Annotated in this window: 25 protein-coding genes; 14 read left to right on the top strand and 11 right to left on the bottom strand. The window is 68.3% G+C overall.

The features are described from left to right. The 7 genes from VGB60_RS03760 to VGB60_RS03730 form a co-directional block, all read left to right on the top strand. On the top strand, nt 1-417 hold a 417-nt coding region (locus VGB60_RS03760), incomplete at its 5' end, for a divalent metal cation transporter (RefSeq protein WP_331036945.1). Nucleotides 418-574: 157 nt separating this feature from the next. Beyond that, nucleotides 575-1,681: an S-(hydroxymethyl)glutathione dehydrogenase/class III alcohol dehydrogenase gene (locus VGB60_RS03755; RefSeq protein ID WP_331036944.1), complete on the top strand. Its 1,107-nt coding sequence runs from the start codon at nt 575-577 to the stop codon at nt 1,679-1,681. Nucleotides 1,682-1,748: 67 nt separating this feature from the next. Beyond that, the gene (locus VGB60_RS03750; RefSeq protein ID WP_331036943.1) at nt 1,749-2,132 is read left to right on the top strand and encodes a VOC family protein; all 384 of its coding nucleotides are present in this window, start codon (nt 1,749-1,751) and stop codon (nt 2,130-2,132) included. 37 nt (nt 2,133-2,169) lie between these two features. Then, nucleotides 2,170-2,397 carry a FitA-like ribbon-helix-helix domain-containing protein gene (locus tag VGB60_RS03745; protein WP_331036942.1) on the top strand — a complete coding sequence of 76 codons (228 nt, stop codon included), beginning with the start codon at nt 2,170-2,172 and terminating at the stop codon, nt 2,395-2,397. After that, a complete protein-coding gene (locus VGB60_RS03740; RefSeq protein ID WP_331036941.1) occupies nt 2,394-2,801 on the top strand; it encodes a type II toxin-antitoxin system VapC family toxin in 408 nt (135 codons plus the stop codon). Before VGB60_RS03745 ends, VGB60_RS03740 begins: the two co-directional genes overlap by 4 nt. Continuing rightward, on the top strand, nt 2,798-3,637 hold the full coding sequence (gene fghA / locus VGB60_RS03735) for an S-formylglutathione hydrolase (RefSeq protein ID WP_331036940.1): 840 nt from the start codon (nt 2,798-2,800) through the stop codon (nt 3,635-3,637). The genes VGB60_RS03740 and fghA overlap by 4 nt, the downstream gene beginning before the upstream one ends. A 3-nt stretch (nt 3,638-3,640) precedes the next feature. Next, complete coding sequence (locus VGB60_RS03730) at nt 3,641-3,871, top strand: hypothetical protein (RefSeq protein ID WP_331036939.1); 231 nt, start codon at nt 3,641-3,643, stop codon at nt 3,869-3,871. Nucleotides 3,872-3,881: 10 nt separating this feature from the next. On the opposite strand, the gene VGB60_RS03725 is transcribed toward VGB60_RS03730, so the two are convergent. Further along, complete coding sequence (locus tag VGB60_RS03725; protein ID WP_331036938.1) at nt 3,882-4,130, bottom strand: hypothetical protein; 249 nt, start codon at nt 4,128-4,130, stop codon at nt 3,882-3,884. 148 nt (nt 4,131-4,278) lie between these two features. On the opposite strand from VGB60_RS03725, the gene VGB60_RS03720 reads away from it, so the two are divergent. The 4 genes from VGB60_RS03720 (at nt 4,279) to VGB60_RS03705 (ending at nt 7,232) form a co-directional block, all read left to right on the top strand. Beyond that, nucleotides 4,279-4,896 (top strand): superoxide dismutase, encoded by a 618-nt coding sequence (locus tag VGB60_RS03720; RefSeq protein WP_331036937.1) that lies wholly within the window; start codon nt 4,279-4,281, stop codon nt 4,894-4,896. Nucleotides 4,897-4,979: 83 nt separating this feature from the next. Continuing rightward, entirely contained in the window at nt 4,980-5,921 is a 942-nt protein-coding gene (locus tag VGB60_RS03715) for an MBL fold metallo-hydrolase (protein WP_331036936.1), read from the top strand. A 158-nt stretch (nt 5,922-6,079) separates the two neighbouring features. Further along, nucleotides 6,080-6,697, top strand: coding sequence for a 30S ribosomal protein S4 (rpsD, locus tag VGB60_RS03710; protein WP_331036935.1), 618 nt, complete (start codon nt 6,080-6,082; stop codon nt 6,695-6,697). Nucleotides 6,698-6,824: 127 nt separating this feature from the next. Next, nucleotides 6,825-7,232 carry a hypothetical protein gene (locus VGB60_RS03705; protein ID WP_331036934.1) on the top strand — a complete coding sequence of 136 codons (408 nt, stop codon included), beginning with the start codon at nt 6,825-6,827 and terminating at the stop codon, nt 7,230-7,232. A 5-nt stretch (nt 7,233-7,237) separates the two neighbouring features. Here the strand turns inward: VGB60_RS03705 and VGB60_RS03700 are convergent, their stop codons facing one another. The 7 genes from VGB60_RS03700 to map form a co-directional block, all read right to left on the bottom strand. Further along, complete coding sequence (locus tag VGB60_RS03700; RefSeq protein WP_331036933.1) at nt 7,238-7,666, bottom strand: acyl-CoA thioesterase; 429 nt, start codon at nt 7,664-7,666, stop codon at nt 7,238-7,240. After that, nucleotides 7,666-8,031 carry a Grx4 family monothiol glutaredoxin gene (gene grxD, locus VGB60_RS03695; RefSeq protein ID WP_331036932.1) on the bottom strand — a complete coding sequence of 122 codons (366 nt, stop codon included), beginning with the start codon at nt 8,029-8,031 and terminating at the stop codon, nt 7,666-7,668. Before grxD ends, VGB60_RS03700 begins: the two co-directional genes overlap by 1 nt. Nucleotides 8,032-8,104: 73 nt before the next feature. Beyond that, nucleotides 8,105-9,025, bottom strand: a complete 921-nt coding sequence (locus VGB60_RS03690) for an aldo/keto reductase (RefSeq protein ID WP_331036931.1) — start codon at nt 9,023-9,025, stop codon at nt 8,105-8,107. Nucleotides 9,026-9,029: 4 nt separating this feature from the next. Further along, a complete protein-coding gene (locus VGB60_RS03685) occupies nt 9,030-9,269 on the bottom strand; it encodes a BolA family transcriptional regulator (RefSeq protein ID WP_331036930.1) in 240 nt (79 codons plus the stop codon). Nucleotides 9,270-9,342: 73 nt separating this feature from the next. Next, complete coding sequence (locus VGB60_RS03680; protein WP_331036929.1) at nt 9,343-9,858, bottom strand: GNAT family N-acetyltransferase; 516 nt, start codon at nt 9,856-9,858, stop codon at nt 9,343-9,345. Continuing rightward, nucleotides 9,855-10,583, bottom strand: coding sequence for a RadC family protein (gene radC / locus VGB60_RS03675; RefSeq protein ID WP_331036928.1), 729 nt, complete (start codon nt 10,581-10,583; stop codon nt 9,855-9,857). The genes VGB60_RS03680 and radC overlap by 4 nt, the downstream gene beginning before the upstream one ends. A gap of 30 nt (nt 10,584-10,613) precedes the next feature. After that, nucleotides 10,614-11,435: a type I methionyl aminopeptidase gene (gene map / locus VGB60_RS03670; protein WP_331036927.1), complete on the bottom strand. Its 822-nt coding sequence runs from the start codon at nt 11,433-11,435 to the stop codon at nt 10,614-10,616. Between the two features lie 104 nt (nt 11,436-11,539). Between map and VGB60_RS03665 the strand changes: the two genes are divergently transcribed. After that, nucleotides 11,540-12,298 carry a competence/damage-inducible protein A gene (locus VGB60_RS03665; RefSeq protein ID WP_331036926.1) on the top strand — a complete coding sequence of 253 codons (759 nt, stop codon included), beginning with the start codon at nt 11,540-11,542 and terminating at the stop codon, nt 12,296-12,298. Here the strand turns inward: VGB60_RS03665 and VGB60_RS03660 are convergent. Genes VGB60_RS03660 through fliI form a run of 3 tightly spaced genes read right to left on the bottom strand, consistent with a single transcriptional unit; the run spans nt 12,288 to nt 15,187 of the window. Next, on the bottom strand, nt 12,288-13,397 hold the full coding sequence (locus VGB60_RS03660) for an endo-1,4-beta-xylanase (RefSeq protein ID WP_331036925.1): 1,110 nt from the start codon (nt 13,395-13,397) through the stop codon (nt 12,288-12,290). The genes VGB60_RS03665 and VGB60_RS03660 overlap by 11 nt on opposite strands. A 22-nt stretch (nt 13,398-13,419) precedes the next feature. Next, nucleotides 13,420-13,830 (bottom strand): flagellar FliJ family protein, encoded by a 411-nt coding sequence (locus tag VGB60_RS03655; RefSeq protein WP_331036924.1) that lies wholly within the window; start codon nt 13,828-13,830, stop codon nt 13,420-13,422. Between the two features lie 16 nt (nt 13,831-13,846). Next, nucleotides 13,847-15,187: a flagellar protein export ATPase FliI gene (gene fliI / locus VGB60_RS03650; protein ID WP_331036923.1), complete on the bottom strand. Its 1,341-nt coding sequence runs from the start codon at nt 15,185-15,187 to the stop codon at nt 13,847-13,849. Nucleotides 15,188-15,369: 182 nt separating this feature from the next. Here fliI and cysK point away from each other — a divergent pair, with 182 nt between their 5' ends. Together cysK and VGB60_RS03640 are read left to right on the top strand one after the other, a co-directional pair. Continuing rightward, a complete protein-coding gene (gene cysK / locus VGB60_RS03645; RefSeq protein ID WP_331036922.1) occupies nt 15,370-16,350 on the top strand; it encodes a cysteine synthase A in 981 nt (326 codons plus the stop codon). A 44-nt stretch (nt 16,351-16,394) separates the two neighbouring features. Beyond that, the coding region (locus VGB60_RS03640; RefSeq protein ID WP_331036921.1) for a DUF2336 domain-containing protein at nt 16,395-17,023 on the top strand (629 nt) is incomplete at its 3' end.

Genomic DNA, 17,023 nt, shown 5'->3' with positions numbered 1-17,023 from the left:
GCCCCCGTGCTCGGGGTGAGCGCGGCGAGCACCTTGTTCGCGATCGCGCTGCTCGCCTCAGGGCAGAATTCGACGATCACCGGCACGCTCGCCGGACAGATCGTGATGGAGGGTTTCCTCGACCTCAAGCTGCCGATGTGGCTGCGGCGGATGATCACGCGGCTGGTGGCGATCGTGCCCGCTGCGTTCGTCGCCGCGCTGTACGGCGAGAGCGGGACGGCGAAGCTGCTGGTGCTGAGCCAGGTGATCCTGTCGCTCCAGCTCCCCTTCGCGATGGTGCCGCTGGTGAAGTTCACGGGCGACAAGACGAAGATGGGGCGCTTCGCCAACAAGGGCTGGCTGAAGGGCGCGGCGTACCTGATCTGCGCGGTAGTGATCACGCTCAACGTCACCCTGCTGTGGAATACGTTCACCTGAAAATCGCCGGAAGGTCTCACCTTCCGTCATCCCGGCCTTGAGCCGGGATCCCGCTACACTTCTTCGCTGCGCCAGAAGCGGGACCCCGGCTCAAGGCCGGGGTGACGGGTGGGTTGTCCACTCGACTTAGCTTCAACCGCCGGGCAAAGGGTCCCCCATGAAAACCCGTGCCGCCGTCGCCTTCGCCGCCAAGCAGCCGCTCGAGATCGTCGAGCTCGACCTCCAGGGGCCGCAGCCCGGCGAGGTGCTCGTCGAGATCATGGCGACGGGCATTTGCCACACCGACGCCTATACGCTCGACGGGCTCGACAGCGAGGGGCTGTTCCCCTCCGTGCTCGGACACGAAGGCGCGGGGATCGTGCGCGAGGTCGGCGCGGGCGTGACCAGCGTGAAGCCGGGCGACCACGTCATCCCGCTCTACACCCCCGAGTGCCGCCAGTGTAAGTCGTGCCTCAGCGGCAAGACCAACCTGTGCACCGCGATCCGCGCCACGCAGGGCAAGGGGCTGATGCCCGACGGCACCAGCCGCTTCAGCTACAAGGGGCAGCCGATCTTTCACTACATGGGCTGTTCGACCTTCTCGAACTTCACCGTGCTGCCCGAGATCGCCCTGGCGAAAATCCGCAAGGACGCGCCGTTCGCGAGCGCCTGCTACGTCGGCTGCGGCGTTACCACGGGCGTCGGCGCGGTGGTCAATACGGCCAAGGTCGAGCCCGGGGCCAACTGCGTCGTCTTCGGGTTGGGCGGCATCGGGCTGAACGTCATCCAGGGGCTGAAGATGGTCGGGGCCGACATGATCGTCGGCGTGGACATCAACGACACGAAGGAAGAATGGGGCCGCCGCTTCGGCATGACCCATTTCGTCAATCCGAAGAACGTGTCGGATGTCGTCGCCCATCTGGTCGAGCTGACCGGCGGCGGGGCGGACTACACCTTCGACTGCACCGGCAACACCACCGTGATGCGTCAGGCGCTCGAGGCGTGTCACCGCGGGTGGGGCGAGAGCATCGTCATCGGCGTGGCCGAGGCAGGCAAGGAAATCGCCACCCGGCCGTTCCAACTGGTCACCGGCCGGGTCTGGCGCGGCTCGGCCTTCGGCGGCGCGCGCGGGCGGACCGACACGCCAAAGATCGTCGACTGGTACATGGACGGCAAGATCGAGATCGACCCGATGATCACCCACACCCTGCCGCTGGAGCGGATCAACGAGGCCTTCGACCTGATGCATGCGGGCGAGAGCATCCGGTCGGTGGTGGTGTTCTAGGCCCCACTTGCCAGACAGGGTCAGTTCGTTTTAGCTACGGACTCTGATCAACGGCAGGGAGGCCGCCATGTTCACCCACGTCACTTTCGGAGCGGACGACGTCGAGGCGTCGCGGAAATTCTATGACGCGGCCTTGGGCGCGTTGGGGATTGAGCCGGCGAGTGGTCCTGACCCCAAGGGGCGCTACTGGTGGCGCACGGCGCGGGGCGCCTTCGCGGTCGGCAAGCCCATCGACGGCGACCCCGCCTGCCACGCCAACGGCGGCACCCTCGGCTTCCACGCCAAGACGCCCGAGATGGTTCAGGCCTTCCACGATGCCGGCGTCGCGGCGGGCGGGCGCGCGATCGAGGATCCGCCCGGCGAGCGCAACGGCCCGTTCGGCCGGCTGGTGCTGGCCTATCTGCGCGATCCGGCCGGGAACAAGGTCTGCGCGATGCACCGGCCGGGATAGGCGTTGTCGGGATGCTAGCGGTATGCTAGCATGTGTCATGGCTCAGGTTCTCGTCCGTGATCTCGACGACCGCATCGTCGCCCGCCTGAAGGCGATGGCGAAGTCGCAGAACATTTCCCTTGAGCAGAAATTCCGGGACATGGCGGCCCGTGAGGTCCTGGCGGTCGAAGAACGGTTCGAGGAAATCTCTCGCCGATCCCGCGAGCAAACGCGCGGCTCCAAACTGGATTCGACGGCCATCATCCGTGCAGACCGGGACCGGTGAGCGCGGTATTCGACGCCAGCGTCGTCGTGAAGTGGTTCCTGGATGACCCGCTCGCCTCCGCGGCTCGCGACGTCCGACTGGCGCTCAGGCCCGCCGTGGCGCCAGACCTGATGCTGATCGAAGTGGCCAACGCCTTTCGGCGCTACGTCGTTCAGGGCGAGCTCGAAGCCGGCGCCGCCTTGGAGAATCTGTCGGTCATCAAGGAGGTGGTAGAGCTGTTCGACCATGCGCCCTTGCTGGACGAGGCCTTCTCGCTGGCCTGTCGATTCAACCACTCGATGACGGACTGCCTTTACGCCGTGCTGGCCCGGCGTCTGAATTTGCCGTTGGTGACGGCCGACGGGAAACTCGCCAGAAAGCTGGGGTCGCTGGATGGGCTTGAGGTCCGGATGATCGGCTCATGACCCTGCAGACCATCAAGACCCATGCCGTTCATGGCGGGACCCTCCGCTACCTGCGTCACGACAGCGCCACCACCGGCACGCCGATGACGCTGTCGGTGTTCACGCCGCCGGGTGAGGGGCCGTTCCCGGTGCTGATCTGGCTGTCGGGTCTGACCTGCACCGAGGACAACTTCACCACCAAGGCCGGGGCCTATGCCGCGGCGGCGGAGCAGGGGGTGATCATCGTGGCCCCCGACACGTCACCGCGCGGCGAGGGCGTGGCGGACGATCCGGCCTATGATCTGGGGCAGGGCGCCGGCTTCTATGTCGACGCGATCGAGGCGCCCTGGGCGGAGCATTTCCGCATGGAGAGCTATGTCACGGGCGAGCTTATCGGGCTGATCGACGCGGAATTCCCCACGACGAAGGCCCGGTCGATCTCGGGCCATTCGATGGGCGGGCACGGGGCGCTGACGCTGGCGCTGAGGCATCCGCACCTGTTTCGCTCGGTTTCGGCCTTCGCTCCGATCACCTCGCCGACGCGCTGCCCGTGGGGCGAGAAGGCGTTCACCGCCTATCTGGGCGAGGACCAGGAGGTCTGGGCCGAGCACGACGCGGCGCGGCTGATCGAGGCGGGCGTGGGCGGCGGCTGCTACGACGACATTCTGATCGATCAGGGCGACGCCGATCCGTTCCTGATGGACCAGCTGAAGCCGGACCTGCTGGTGGCGGCCGCAGAAGCGGCGGGTCAGAGGGTGACCCTGCGGATGCAGCCCGGTTACGACCACTCGTATTTCTTCATGGCCAGTTTCATCGGCGACCATGTGGCGTTCCACGCCGAAAGGCTTAAGGCCTGAACGATGACCAACGCCCCTTCCAACCATGACGAAATGTTCGCCGCCCTGTGCCGACAGGTCGGCATCTGCCTGCACCCCAAGGGGGAGGCGCGGGTGATCGCGGCCATGCCGAACGGGCTGGACGCCGCGGTCCGCGCGGTGCTTGAGGCCGAGGGCATCGACGCCCCGACGGCGCCGGGCGACCTGAAGCGGGCCATCCGCGACTGTCTGAAGGCCGGCCTGCCCGCCGCCTGACCGGCGGCTGCTATTCGCCCTCGGGCGCGGCGGCCGCAGGGGTCGTGGTGACGGTGGTCGTGGTCGTCGAGGTGGTTCTCGAGACCGAGTGGCTGATTGTGCACGAAGGCCCGCCGATCCACTGGCCGGTGCTGGTGTGACAGGTCGAACGGGTCTCGATCTGAGCATCCATCTGGTCGAGGGCGGCGTCGGCGCCCGCGCAACCCGCCAGACCGGACAGACCTGCCAAGGCGATGAGCGGGCGGAGCGATTTGATCATGAGCCTCTCCATATCGAGCCCTGATCATTCGACAGCGAGAGCGATGCGGCAATGGATCGGCTGAACAATTCGGCAGCGGGACCGCTTGGGTTCGGACCGCGGGCGCCTAGATGTGGGCCCCTCAACCTGTCGAAGGAGCCTCCCCCAAATGGCCCACCAGCCCTTTACGCTTCCGCCCCTCCCGTACGCCTATGACGCGCTGGAGCCGGCCATCGACAAGGAGACGATGACCTTCCACCACGACAAGCACCACCAGGCCTATGTCGACAATCTGAACAAGGCCGTGGACGCCGACGGCTCGCTGCACGGCAAGTCGTTGGAAGAGCTGTTCGCCAGCATCTCGACGGCGCCGAAGGCGGTCCGCAACAACGGCGGCGGTCACTGGAATCACAGCCTGTTCTGGGAGCTGCTGGCGCCGCAGGGCCGGACCGGCGAGCCTTCGGCGGAATTGGCCGCGGCGATCGACCGTGATCTCGGCGGGATGGACGCGTTCAAGGAGGCGTTCAACGCCGCCGGCGCCGGCCAGTTCGGCTCAGGCTGGGCGTGGCTGATCGTTCAGAACGGCAAGCTGAAGGTCACCTCTACCCCGAACCAGGACAATCCGCTGATGGACGTGGCGGACGAGCGCGGGACGGTGGTTCTGGCCGCGGACGTCTGGGAGCACGCCTATTATCTGAAATATCAGAACCGTAGGCCTGACTACCTGAAGGCCTTCTGGACGGTGGTGAACTGGAACAAGGCCAACGAACTGTTCGCCGCCGCCTGAGGCATCTTTTAGGGCCGTCGCACTGGCGCGTGCGGCGGCCCTTCCTATTTCAGCTTCACCGTACACCCCGGGAGGCTGACCCCATGAGACCGCATCTTACCCTCGCTGCGGCGAGCCTGACCCTCGCCGCCATCCTCGGCGCCTGCGCGCCCGAGGCGGAGACGGCCCCGGCGACCGAAGCCGCGGCGGCGCCCGCGACGAGCCCCGACGGCCACGCCTTCAAGGTGGGACAACTGGACCTCATGGCCCTGCGCGACGGCGCCATGACCGGCGTGCCGAACGACAACAAGGTGCTTGGCGTGGGCGAGACACCCGAGGCCGTCGCCGCCGTGCTGACGGCCAACGGTCTGCCGGGGAACAGTTTTGACCTCAGCATCCAACCGCTGCTGGTGCGCGACGGCCAGCGGGTCGTGCTGCTCGACGCCGGCGGCGGAGCCAGCATGGGCGCCACGGCGGGCAAGCTGCCGGCTTCCCTCCGCGCCGCGGGCGTGCTGCCGGACCAGATCACCGACGTGCTGATCTCTCACGGTCACGGCGACCATATCGCCGGCTTGGTCACTGGGGCCGGCCAGCTGACCTTCCCCAATGCGGCCATCCGCATGGCGACGGCCGAATGGGCCGCAATACAGGCGCAGGCTCAGCTCGCAGCCTTGGTGACAGCGATCACGCCCAAGGTTCAGACCTTCGAGCCGGGCGCAACGGTGACCCCGTCGATCACCTCGGTGGCCATCGAGGGGCACACGCCGGGGCACATGGGCTACCAGATCGCCTCGGGTCAGGATCGCCTGCTCTACATCGGCGACACCATGCACCACCACGTCGTCTCCGTTCAGCGGCCCGACTGGCGCATCGCCTTCGACGGTATGCCTCCCATGGCCGCCGCCAGCCGCAAGGCCCTGCTGGAGCGGGCGGCGTCCGAAAACCTGCGGATCTACGCCGTGCACTTCCCCTATCCGGGGATCGGCCGAATCCAGCGCCGCGACGACGGCTTTGCCTGGGTTCCAGAGACCGCCGCTGCACGCTGACGCTGCTTGACGAACGGGGGTGGGCCCGTCATAAGCCCTGCCTTCACGCCCCGGACCTCGGTTCGGGGCGCGTTGCATGACGGACGATGCGTGGACCGCCGTTGAGATCGTCCCTCCAGTTGGGGAGGGACCGGGCCGCATCATGAAGAGAGACACGAATGTCCAAGCGCCATAGCGCCAAGTACAAGCTCGACCGGGTCATGGGTGAAAACCTGTGGGGTCGCGCCAAGTCCCCCGTCAACAAACGCTCCTACGGCCCGGGCCAGCACGGCCAGCGCCGCAAGTCGAAGGTCTCTGACTTCGGCCTGCAGCTGAAGGCCAAGCAGAAGCTGAAGGGCTATTACGCCAACATCACCGAGAAGCAGTTCGCCGCGACCTACGAGGAAGCCTCGCGTCGCAAGGGCAACAGCTCGGAGAACCTGATCGGCCTGCTGGAGTCGCGTCTGGACGCCATCGTCTACCGCGCCAAATTCGTCCCGACCCCTTGGGCCGCGCGCCAGTTCGTCAACCACGGCCACGTCACCGTGGACGGCAAGAAGGTCGACATCGCCTCCTACCGCGTGAAGCCGGGCCAGGTCATCGAGGTCAAGGAAAAGAGCCGCCACATGGCGCTGGTGCTGGAAGCCCAGCAGTCGTCCGAGCGGGACATCCCCGACTACATCGAGCTGGGCGACCGCGGCTTCTCGGTCCGCTTCGTCCGCGTGCCGGAACTGGCCGACGTGCCGTTCCCGGTGAAGATGGAGCCGAACCTGGTCGTGGAATACTACTCCTCCTGAATCGGCGTCACTTCGACGACGAAAGGCCCCGGAGCGATCCGGGGCCTTTTGTTTTGCGTCGCCGGCTTCCCCTCGGAGGCGAACGGGCGCATTTTCGTAATGTTCAGGGCTCGCCGAGGAGGCAGGGATGAGACGTATCGCGACCGCCGCGGCCATGATCGCGTTGTTCCCGTTGGCCGCGGCCTGCGCCACCGGCCAGGACGCGGGGGCGCGTATCTCGGGCGCCCTGCCGGGCCAGATCGAACCGGTCCATGCGGCGGTCATCGCGCAGAACCAGGCGGCGTTCTGGGTCAGCTCAAACGGCTGCACCGAAAAGGCCGACATCCAGCCGGTCGTGCGGCAGTCCAGCGACGGGCCGATCATCACACTGCGCCGGATCAAGGAAGACCGCTGCCGCGAGGTGCGCCCGGAGGGCGTGGAGATGCGATGGTCGTTCGAGGAGCTCGGGCTGGCTGCCGACGCCCGGCCCTCGGTCGAGAACCCCTACCAGCTGCCGCCCAGCCTCAGCCCCAGCCCCGCCCCAGGCGGCGGCTGAGCCTCTCAGCGCCGCTCGAACTGCGGCAGCATGTCCGCGGGGATGCGGTGCGGACGCAGGGTCTTCGCATCCACCAAAACCCACTCGGATACGCCCTGCGCGCAGAGCCGGCCCTCGCCGTCCTCGATCCGGACATAGCGGTTGAAGCGCGGCCCCTGCGGATCGCCGACCCAGGTGCGCGCGGCCACGCCGGTCGCCTTGGGCGGCAGTGGGCGGAAATAGTCGATCTCGTGCCGGACGGCGACCCACGACCAGCGGGCTCGCACGTCCGCGGCGAACCGGGCGTTCCAGTGAGCCGTGCCCGCATCCTGCAGCCAGCCGACGTAGACGACGTTGTTGACGTGGCCGTTGTCGTCGATGTGCTCGGGCCGCACGTCCAGCGGCACGACGAAGATTTCGCGGTCTTCGCGGGGTTCGAGGACCGCGCGCGCCATCAGGCGTCGGCGTCTTCGCCCAGAGGCACGCCCTTGTCCGTCATCAGGGTCTGCAACTCGCCGGCGTTGAACATCTCGCGGACGATGTCCGAGCCGCCCACGAACTCGCCCTTCACATACAGCTGGGGAATGGTCGGCCAGTCGCTGAAGGTCTTGATGCCGTCGCGCAGGGCCTCATCCTGAAGCACGTCGACGCCGACGAAGTTCGCGCCGATATGGTCGAGGATCTGCACCGCGAGCGAGGAAAAGCCGCAGCGGGGCGCGTCGGGGGTGCCCTTCATGAAGAGCACGACGTCATGCTGTTTCACCGTGTCGCCGATGAAGGCGTGGACGGGGTCGGCGGCGGGTGCGGCTTGATCGGTCACGGAGCGGGCCCTTTACTGAAGGCCGTCAGGTATGGACCGGCGAGGCGGGGGTCAAGGGCGCGGCATGGCGCCGTCAGGCCGCCTTCGCCCCGGCGACCCGTGCCATTTCGATCTGCGCGGACAGGCCGGGCGGCATATCGCGGTCAGGCACCGCCGCGAGCGTGTTCAGGCGCTCAACGTCGCTGGCCTCGATAAGCACGCTGGAGACGGACGGGTCCGAAAGCGAATAGGCCAGGCAGATCGCCTCGGCCGACCAGTTCGAGGTGCGATGCAGGAAGGCGAAGGTGCCGGCGTCCGCCAGCGGGCCTTCCTTCTTCTTCGATCCGCCGAAACCGAACAGGCCCTTCTTCTTCTCGATATGCACCGTCGCCGCCTTCTTCGCGGTGTTCAGGCTGTCGGGGAAGTAGCCGTAGACGAAGATGGCCATGTCCTGCTCGCGCGCCGCGCGGAGGCGGGACCGGATCTGCCAGCTGGCGTTGACGTGGAACGGGGTCGCCAGCACGTCGAAGGCGCCGGTCGAGACATAGGCGTCCATGACCTCGCCGTCGCCGGAGACGCCCAGCAAACGCACCCGTTCCGTCGCCCTGAGCGCCTTCAGCGCGTTGAGCGTCGATTGCGGCAGTTCGTGATCCACCGGTTCGTCCAGAAGCGCCATGTCGAAGCAGCCCAGGCCGGAGGCGTGGAGCGCCCGGTCGATCGAGGACGTAATGCCTTCCGCCGAGAAATCGCGGTCGGAGCCGCGGCGGCCGTCGCCGGCGCCCAGCGTCAGCGACACCTGCACGAGCTTGCGGTCGACGTGTTTCAGCGCCTGACCCAGCACCTCGGCCAGGACCGGGTCCGCGGTCTCGAGGCTGTAGCTGTTGATGCCGGCTTCGAGGGCCGAATAGACCAGCTCGCGGCCCGCTTCGGGCCCGGCGGCGATGTCGCGCGGGCCGAGGCTGAGGGTGATCGCCGAGACGGCCTGACCGGCGTTTCCGAAGGGACGGTAGCGCATGGTTTCAGTCTCCCGCCGGGGCCAGGGTTTCGAGCGCCAGCGCGTGCAGTTCCCCGCCCATCTTGCCCTTCAGGGCTGCGTAGACGAGTTGGTGCTGACGAACGCGCGGCAGACCGGCGAAGGCCGCCGACACGATGCGCGCGCGATAGTGGTCGCCGTCGCCGGCCAGATCGTCGATGACGATCTCGGCGTCGGGAAAGGCTTCGATCAGATGGGTGCGAAGCTCTTCGGCGGGCATGGGCATGGGCGGCGCGGTCTCCGGATGCCGGCCCAGTATGGTCCGTAAACCTTAATGGGGGGCTACGGGGGGCTTCCGCCTAACGCGCGATTCGCTCCAGCAGGACCACCGGACCGTCCTTGTAGGTGGTCTCGGCATAGGCGACGTAGCCCGCCCGCAGGGCGAGGGCGTGCGAGGGCGCATTGTCGGGCGATATCATGCAGACCGTGCGGCGCGCGTTCAGGGCGTCGTCGCACCAGGCCAAAGCCGCCGACAGCGCCTCGAACGCCAGCCCCTTGCCCTGGTGGCGTGGAGCGAGGCCCCAGCCCAGCTCCGGCGCATCGAACGCCGGGGTCATCTCGCGCCGGTAATCCAGCACACCGAACGTCCCCACCAGATCGCCGCCGTCCTTCAGACGAGCCGCCCAGTTGCCGTGGCCCAGGGCCCCCCAATGGCCGATGTCGCGCAGGGTGCGGAACCAGACCTCTTCCGGGCCCAGGGCCCGGCCGAAGATGTGACGGGTGAAGGCGGCGTCGCCGAACAGGCTGCACAGGTCGCGGTAGTCGCCGGCCTGAACGGGGGTCAGGGTCAGCCGCTCGGTGATCAGCGTGGTCACATCAGCCCCAACTGCTTGAAGCTGGCCACGCCGTCGCGGCCCACGATCAGATGGTCATGGACGTCGATCGACAGCGCCCGGGCCGCCTCGATGATCTGCCGGGTCATGGCGATGTCCGGGCGTGAAGGGGTCGGATCGCCGGACGGGTGGTTGTGGACGACGATCATCGACTTGGCCGACAGCTCAAGCGCGCGGCGGACGACCTCGCGCGGGTAGACCGGGGCGTGATCGACGGTGCCGCGGTTCTGAATCTCGTCGAGGATCAGCTGGTTGCGGTTGTCGAGGTAGAGAACGCGGAACTGCTCGCGCGGCTCGTGCTGCAGGCTGAGCCGGACATAGGCGACCAGGGCGGTCCAGGAGGAGATCACCGGCCGCTTGCCGGCCTCTTCCTTCATCACGCGGCGGGCGACCTCGTGCAGGGCGGCGAGGTCGAGCGCGGTCTCGGCCCCGACCCCCTTCGTGCGGCCGCGGGCGTCTTCGGAGCGGACCGTCATCAGGTCTTCGACGGAGGCCGCGAGCACGGCGCCGAGGGAGCCGAAGCGGCTCAGCAGCGCCTTGGCGATCGGCTTGACGTCGCCCTGAGGCTGGCTGCGGAACAGGAACAGCTCCAGCAGCTCGTAGTCGGGCAGGTGGTGGACGCCGGCGCCCCGCGCGCGCTGGCGCAGCCGCTCACGATGGCCGGCGTGGTGCGGCGCCTTCGGCTTGTCGGGTGGTTGATCGAGCATGCGCCTCCCCGGTGCCCGGGGAAGGTATCGTCAGAAGCTTGGCCGGAATAGTCCCGCGGGGCTGGCGGTGAAAATCTCGACGCCGTCCTCCGTCACGCCAACCGTGTGCTCGCACTGGGACGACAGGGACTTATCGCGCGTCACGGCGGTCCAGCCGTCGGACAGCACCTTCACATGGGGCTTGCCCAGATTGACCATCGGCTCGACGGTGAAGAACATCCCGGGCTTCAGGGTGGCGCCCTCGCTGCGGCGGCCGTAGTGCAGGACGTTGGGGCTGTCGTGGAACAGGCGGCCGATGCCGTGGCCGCAAAAGTCGCGGACGACCGACATGCGGTTGGCCTCGACCACCTGCTGGATGGCGTAGCCGATGTCGCCGAAGGTGGCGCCGGGCTTGATCACCGCCAGACCGGCCGCCAACGAGTCATAGGTGACGTCGATCAGCTTGCGGGCGCGCGCGTTGACGTTCCCGACCGCATACATGCGGCTGGAATCGCCGTGCCAGCCGTCGGCGAGGACGGTGTGGTCGATGTTGACGATGTCGCCGTCCTTCAGCACCCGGTCGCCCGGGATGCCGTGGCAGACGACGTGGTTGATCGAGGTGCAGACGGTCTTCTCATAGCCCTTGTAACCGAGGCAGGCGGGCAGGGCACCGTGGTCGAGGGTGAACTCGCGGATGCGGTCGTCGATCTCCCCGGTGGTCACGCCGGGGACGACGAACGGGGCGATCATGTCCAGCGCCTCGGCGACCAGACGGCCGGCCTTGCGCATGCCCTCCCAGGCATCGTCGCCGTAGATGCGGATCTCGTGCGTGCGGACGAAGGCGTCCTCGTCCAGTTCTGGGGTCTCGTACATCGGGAAGGCTTTCGGGCGCGGCGTCGGCGTTCAGGTGGCGATCATAGCACACAACCTCAAGGCCGCACGATGACCGCGCGGCCACGAACGGCTAGCGTGCGCCGATGACACAGCTTTACCCCACCGCCGCCGTCCTGATCATCGGCGACGAAGTCCTGTCCGGCCGGACGCAGGACACCAATCTGAACACCATCGCCCGGTTCCTGGGCGCGCTGGGGATCGACCTGCTGGAGGCGCGGACGGTGGGGGACCGGACGGAGCAGATCGTCGAGGCGCTGAACGCCCTGCGTGCCGTGCACGACTATGTTTTCACCACCGGCGGCATCGGGCCGACCCACGACGACATCACCGCCGACGCCGTGGCCGCGGCGTTCGGCGTGCCGTTGCTGGAGCATCCCGAGGCGGTGGCGATCCTGGAGCGCCGCTATGGCGACGAGTTCAACGCGGCGCGGCGGCGGATGACGCGCGTGCCGGAGGGCGGGACGCTGATCGCCAATCCGGTCACCGACGCCCCGGGCTTCCAGATCGGCGACGTTTTCGTCATGGCCGGGGTGCCGAAGATCATGACCGCCATGCTGGAGGACGTGGCGCCCCGGTTGCGGCGAGGCGCGGTGGTGCATGCGCGGACGTTGCGCGTGAGCGGGGTCGGGGAGGGCGCGGTGGCGGACATCCTGACGGCGGCCGCGCGGGCGGAGCGCGAGGTCAGCTTCGGAAGCTACCCGTTCGGGCATGGCTCGGTCGGGGAGATCGGGACGAATCTGGTGCTGCGGGGGAGGGATGAGGCGCGGGTCGAGGCGGCATCGAGGGGGCTGCTGGCGGTGCTGGGGCAGGCGGGGATCGCGACCGAGACGGTTAAGCCCTGAACGCTGCCGCCACCGCCTGATACGCCGGATTTGCCCGCCCCTGTGCGTCAAGAAGCAGTGGACTTTCGTCCCTCCAGCCGCGGCCGTCCTCGCGAACGAGCCAGCTGTCGGTGTCGCGCAGGCCCCAGGTGGTGAAGGCGTAGCGCTGGCGCTCGGGCAGGGCGAAGAAGGCTTCGGCCAGTTCGCCGACGCGGGCAACCTGCTGTGCGCGCTTCTGGCCGAGGCTGCGGGTGTCGAGCGGGCTGTCGGAGCGCAGGGAGAAGTCCAGCTCGGACACATGGATCGGCAGACCCAGCGAGGCGGCGTCGCGCATGAAGGCGGTGATCTGGCCCGCCGGAATTTCGATGTCGAGGTGGGACTGGGCGCCGATGCCGCCGACGGGGGCGCCCAAGGTCAGCAGCCGTTCGACCAGCCGCAGGAAGGTCGCGCCCTTCTTCGGGATGTTCTCCAGATTGTATTCGTTGAGGAAGAGGACCGCCTCGGGGTCCGCGCCGCGGGCTTGTTCGAAGGCGCGGACGATGTAGCCCTCTTGGCCCAGCGCCCGACTGAAGTGGCAGTCGCGCAGGCCGTCACCGTCCTCGGCCACCGGCTCGTTGACCACGTCCCAGCCGGCCATCCTGCCGCGGTAGCGCCCGGCGACGGTCGAGACGTAGCGGTCGTATTCGGAGGCGAACCGAGCGCGGGGCAGGTCGTCGTTGAAGGCCTGCTGGCCCTGCGAATACCAGACCAGGGTGTGGCCGTGGATGCGCATGCCCTGTTCGCGGCCCCAGTCGACGATGCGGTCGGAGGCGGAGAAGTCACAGGTGAAGTCCGGCTGCAGGATGCGCTCGGGCTTGAGTTCCCACTCCGGTGTCAGCTGGCTGACGTGCCGGCGCATCTGGGCGACCCAGACGGCGTCCGACAGCTGGCCCGTCATGCCGGTGGCGCCGATGGGGAAGGGCGCGAGGCTCTTCAGCGGGGCGGCTTCGGGCGCGGGGGTCTGGGCCGAGGCGAAGCGGTCGCAGGCGGCGAGGGCGAGGGGCGCGGCGAGGAGGGAGCGGCGGTTCAGGCGGAAGTGCGACCCCTCGTCCGACCCGCTGCGCGGGCCACCTTCTCCCACAAGGGGAGAAGGGAGGCGGTGGTTAGCCCGCACGCCGACGCAGGCCCAGTTCATCAAACGCGGCGGTTTCGCGCTTGCCGGCGGCGATGAGGGCGTTGAGACGGGTGGTCTCGGCGACGTGCTCGAACTTCTTCAGCTCTTCGAAGGCTCCGGTGAGGGCGTCGCGGGCGCCGGCCTCCTCGGCCTCGATCTCGACGACCTTGGCCTGCGCCGCGGATCGGCGCTGCTTCCAGCCGCCCAGATAGGCCTGCAGCATCATGGCGGCGTCGGCGTCGGAGCGGGCGCGGTCCTGTTCGGACTCGGCCTCGGCGTCCAGCACGGCGATGCGCATTTCGACGGAGGCGCGGCGGGCGGTGATCTCGGCCAGCCGCTTCTGCAGCGTCTCGACCTCGTAGTTGGAGATGCGGATCAGCGATTGGGCCCAGGCGGTCATATGCGGCTACTCGTCATCACTGGATCATCCCCTGGTTCAGGATTGCTTCCAGGCGGGTAAAGGAATCGGAAAGAGGCGTGTGGTCGTCCTTGTCCTGGCCGAGAAACCCCTCGAGCGCGGGGTTCAGGGCGATGGCCCGGTCGACGATGGGGTCGGCCCCGCTGCGATAGGCGCCGATGCGGATCAGCTCTTCCATGTTGCCATAGGCCGACAGGCACTGGCGGGCGCGCTTGTTAAGCTCGCGCTCCGGCGGGGTCTGGCAGCCGGGCAGGGTGCGGCTGACGGATTTGAGCACGTCGATGGCCGGGAAGCGGCCGCGCTCGGCGATCTTGCGGTCCATGACGATGTGGCCGTCGAGGATGCCTCGCACGGCGTCGGCGATGGGCTCGTCATGGTCGCCGCCGTCGACCAGCACGGTGAACAGGGCGGTGATCGGCGCGGCGGTCGTACCGTCGGGCCGCATGGGCCCGGGGCCAGCCCGCTCCAGCAGCTTGGGCAGTTCGGTGAAGACCGTGGGGGTGTAGCCCTTGGTGGTGGGCGGCTCGCCGGCGGCGAGGCCGATCTCGCGCTGGGCCATGGCGAAACGCGTGACCGAGTCCATCAGGCACAGGACCTCGAGGTCCTGATCCCGGAGGTATTCGCTGATCGCCATGGTCATATAGGCGGCCTGGCGGCGCTTGAGCGCCGGCTCGTCCGAGGTGGCGACCACGACGATGGCGCGGCGCAGGCCTTCCTCGCCGAGGGTCTCCTCGATGAACTCGCGGACTTCGCGACCCCGTTCGCCGATCAGGCCGACGACGACGGCGTCGCAGGTGGCCTGGCGCGCCAGCATTGACAACAGCACCGACTTGCCCACGCCCGAGCCGGCGAAGATGCCGAGACGCTGACCGCGGCAGGTGGTTGTGAACACGTCCATGGCGCGGACGCCGAGGTCGAGGCGTTCTCCGACCCGACCGCGGGAATGGGCGGGCGGAGGCGGTGCGCGCAGGGGGTAGGCGGCCGGGCCGATGGGCAGCGGACCCTTGCCGTCGATGGGTTGGCCGAAGGCGTCGATGATGCGGCCGAGCCAGGCTGTTGTCGGGCGAACGCTGGCGGCGGACGAGACGATGCGGATGTCGGCGCCGGGGGCCACGCCCTCGACCGGCCCGAACGGCATCAGCAGGGCCTTGGCGTCGCGGAAGCCGACGACCTCGGCGGGCAGGGGGGCGAGGCTGCGGCGCTCGATCTCGGCCCGGGCGCCGACCGCCAGGCGGGACAGGCCGCCCTTGGACTCGATCAGCAGGCCGTTCACGCCCGCGACCTTGCCGGTCACGACCAGCGGATCGATCGCTTCGACGGCGGCGGCGAGATTGCGCAAAACGACAGTCCTGAAACAGGGGTTCAGGGATGCGGGATCGTGGTTAACGGGCGGTGAAGGTCGGCGCTTCCGGAAGTGGTGTGAGCTGTCAGCCGGAAACGAGAAATCGATCCTGCCCCTTGCGATTTTCACGTTCCGGCTCCTTGTTAGCCGCCGTCCTTCAGGATGAACGGAGCCCCGAAATGTCCGACGTCGCCTACGATCCGTCCCGGCACCTCAAGGCCGGGCGTGGGAGGGTCTATGAGTCGATCCTCGACACCATCGGCGACACGCCGCTGGTGGGGCTGCCGCGGCTGTCGGCGGAATACCGGCCGAAGGCGACGGTTCTGGCGAAGCTCGAGTTCTTTAACCCGGTCTCCTCGGTGAAGGACCGCATCGGGGTCGCGATGATCGAGGCGCTGGAGCAGGCGGGCCGCATCGGCCCCGGCGCCACCCTGATCGAGCCGACCAGCGGCAACACCGGCATCGCCTTGGCCTTCGTGGCCGCGGCCAAGGGCTATCGGCTGGTGCTTGTGATGCCCGAGAGCATGTCGATGGAACGGCGCAAGATGCTGGCGCTGCTGGGCGCCGAACTGGTCCTGACGCCCGCCGAAAAGGGCATGAAGGGCGCCATCGCCATGGCCCAGGATCTGCTGGACCGCACGCCGGGCGCGGTCAGTCCTTCGCAGTTCGAGAACCCGGCCAACCCGGCGATCCACAGGGTGACGACGGCCGAGGAAATCTGGAACGACACCGCGGGTGCGGTCGACATGGTGGTGGCGGGCGTCGGAACCGGCGGGACCATCACAGGGGTCGGTCAGGTGCTGAAGGCGCGCAAGCCGTCGGTACAGATGATCGCCGTCGAGCCGACCGCCTCGCCGGTGCTGTCGGGAGGGGAGCCCGGACCGCACAAGATCCAGGGCATCGGAGCGGGCTTCATCCCGGCCATCGTCGACCGCTCCGTCATTGACGGCGTCGAACAGGTGTCCAACGAGGACAGCTTCGACATGGCCCGCAAGGCGGCGAAGGTCGAGGGCATTCCGGTCGGCATCTCGTCGGGCGCGGCGCTGGTGGCGGCTTTCCGTCTGGCGGAGCGGGACGAGAACGCGGGCAAGACCATCGTCGCCATCATCCCGAGCTTCGCGGAACGCTATCTGTCGACGGCGCTGTTCGAGGGGCTGTGACCGTCACAGCCGGTTAACCGGCGCGCCCGTATCGTGAACGGACCATGTCCGAACCCGCGCCGATCATCGAAGAGGCCGCCCCGGAGGGCGCCTTCCGCGCGCGGCACGCGCTGCTGAAGCGGCTGGCCGACGTGGTGTCGCTGCCGGCCAGCCGGATCAACGCCTTCGAGCGCGCGGTGACCGGCGACCTGCTGGTGGAGATGCTGCGGCTGGCCAGCACCGAGGACAGGCGGCGCGTCGCGGGACGTCTGGCGCCGCTGGCGGAGCTGCCCAACGCCCTGGCGCGGATGCTGCTGCGCGACGAGCCCGCCGTGGCGGGGCTGCTGATAGAGCAGTGCGCCTCGCTGTCCGACGCCGACCTGGTCGCCTGCGCCCGGGACGCGGAGACCGAGCACCGCTTCCTGATGGCGTCGCGCCGGGGCCTGTCCGAGGTGGTCACGGAGACCTTGCTCAGTTTCGGCGAGAGCGAGGTCATCGAAGCCGTGCTGCGCAACACCTCCGCCCGTCTGTCGCAGACCGCCATCGAGGGTGTGGTCAGTCTCAGCCGGCAGGAGGGGCGGCTGTGCGGGCCGGTGCTGAAGCGGCCGGAGCTGAGGCCGTCCGGAGCCTATGTGATGTTCTGGTGGTGCGGACCTGAGGAGCGACGGACGATCCTTCAGCGGTTCGCGGTGTC

Origin of the sequence: Brevundimonas sp., from assembly GCF_036399195.1 — a bacterium.
Taxonomy (GTDB): domain Bacteria; phylum Pseudomonadota; class Alphaproteobacteria; order Caulobacterales; family Caulobacteraceae; genus Brevundimonas.
The sequence above is the reverse complement of the archived record's forward strand: the minus strand, read 5'-3'. Positions and strand labels throughout refer to the sequence as shown.

What these genes read in the sequence shown, in the direction of transcription:
- VGB60_RS03755 (WP_331036944.1), top strand. Translation starts at nt 575, where the DNA reads ATGAAAACCCGTGCCGCCGTCGCCTTCGCCGCCAAGCAGCCGCTCGAG.
- VGB60_RS03750 (WP_331036943.1), top strand. Translation starts at nt 1,749, where the DNA reads ATGTTCACCCACGTCACTTTCGGAGCGGACGACGTCGAGGCGTCGCGG.
- VGB60_RS03745 (WP_331036942.1), top strand. Translation starts at nt 2,170, where the DNA reads ATGGCTCAGGTTCTCGTCCGTGATCTCGACGACCGCATCGTCGCCCGC.
- fghA (WP_331036940.1), top strand. Translation starts at nt 2,798, where the DNA reads ATGACCCTGCAGACCATCAAGACCCATGCCGTTCATGGCGGGACCCTC.
- VGB60_RS03730 (WP_331036939.1), top strand. Translation starts at nt 3,641, where the DNA reads ATGACCAACGCCCCTTCCAACCATGACGAAATGTTCGCCGCCCTGTGC.
- VGB60_RS03725 (WP_331036938.1), bottom strand. Translation starts at nt 4,130, where the DNA reads ATGATCAAATCGCTCCGCCCGCTCATCGCCTTGGCAGGTCTGTCCGGT.
- VGB60_RS03720 (WP_331036937.1), top strand. Translation starts at nt 4,279, where the DNA reads ATGGCCCACCAGCCCTTTACGCTTCCGCCCCTCCCGTACGCCTATGAC.
- VGB60_RS03715 (WP_331036936.1), top strand. Translation starts at nt 4,980, where the DNA reads ATGAGACCGCATCTTACCCTCGCTGCGGCGAGCCTGACCCTCGCCGCC.
- rpsD (WP_331036935.1), top strand. Translation starts at nt 6,080, where the DNA reads ATGTCCAAGCGCCATAGCGCCAAGTACAAGCTCGACCGGGTCATGGGT.
- VGB60_RS03705 (WP_331036934.1), top strand. Translation starts at nt 6,825, where the DNA reads ATGAGACGTATCGCGACCGCCGCGGCCATGATCGCGTTGTTCCCGTTG.
- VGB60_RS03700 (WP_331036933.1), bottom strand. Translation starts at nt 7,666, where the DNA reads ATGGCGCGCGCGGTCCTCGAACCCCGCGAAGACCGCGAAATCTTCGTC.
- VGB60_RS03690 (WP_331036931.1), bottom strand. Translation starts at nt 9,025, where the DNA reads ATGCGCTACCGTCCCTTCGGAAACGCCGGTCAGGCCGTCTCGGCGATC.
- VGB60_RS03685 (WP_331036930.1), bottom strand. Translation starts at nt 9,269, where the DNA reads ATGCCCATGCCCGCCGAAGAGCTTCGCACCCATCTGATCGAAGCCTTT.
- radC (WP_331036928.1), bottom strand. Translation starts at nt 10,583, where the DNA reads ATGCTCGATCAACCACCCGACAAGCCGAAGGCGCCGCACCACGCCGGC.
- map (WP_331036927.1), bottom strand. Translation starts at nt 11,435, where the DNA reads ATGTACGAGACCCCAGAACTGGACGAGGACGCCTTCGTCCGCACGCAC.
- VGB60_RS03665 (WP_331036926.1), top strand. Translation starts at nt 11,540, where the DNA reads ATGACACAGCTTTACCCCACCGCCGCCGTCCTGATCATCGGCGACGAA.
- VGB60_RS03655 (WP_331036924.1), bottom strand. Translation starts at nt 13,830, where the DNA reads ATGACCGCCTGGGCCCAATCGCTGATCCGCATCTCCAACTACGAGGTC.
- cysK (WP_331036922.1), top strand. Translation starts at nt 15,370, where the DNA reads ATGTCCGACGTCGCCTACGATCCGTCCCGGCACCTCAAGGCCGGGCGT.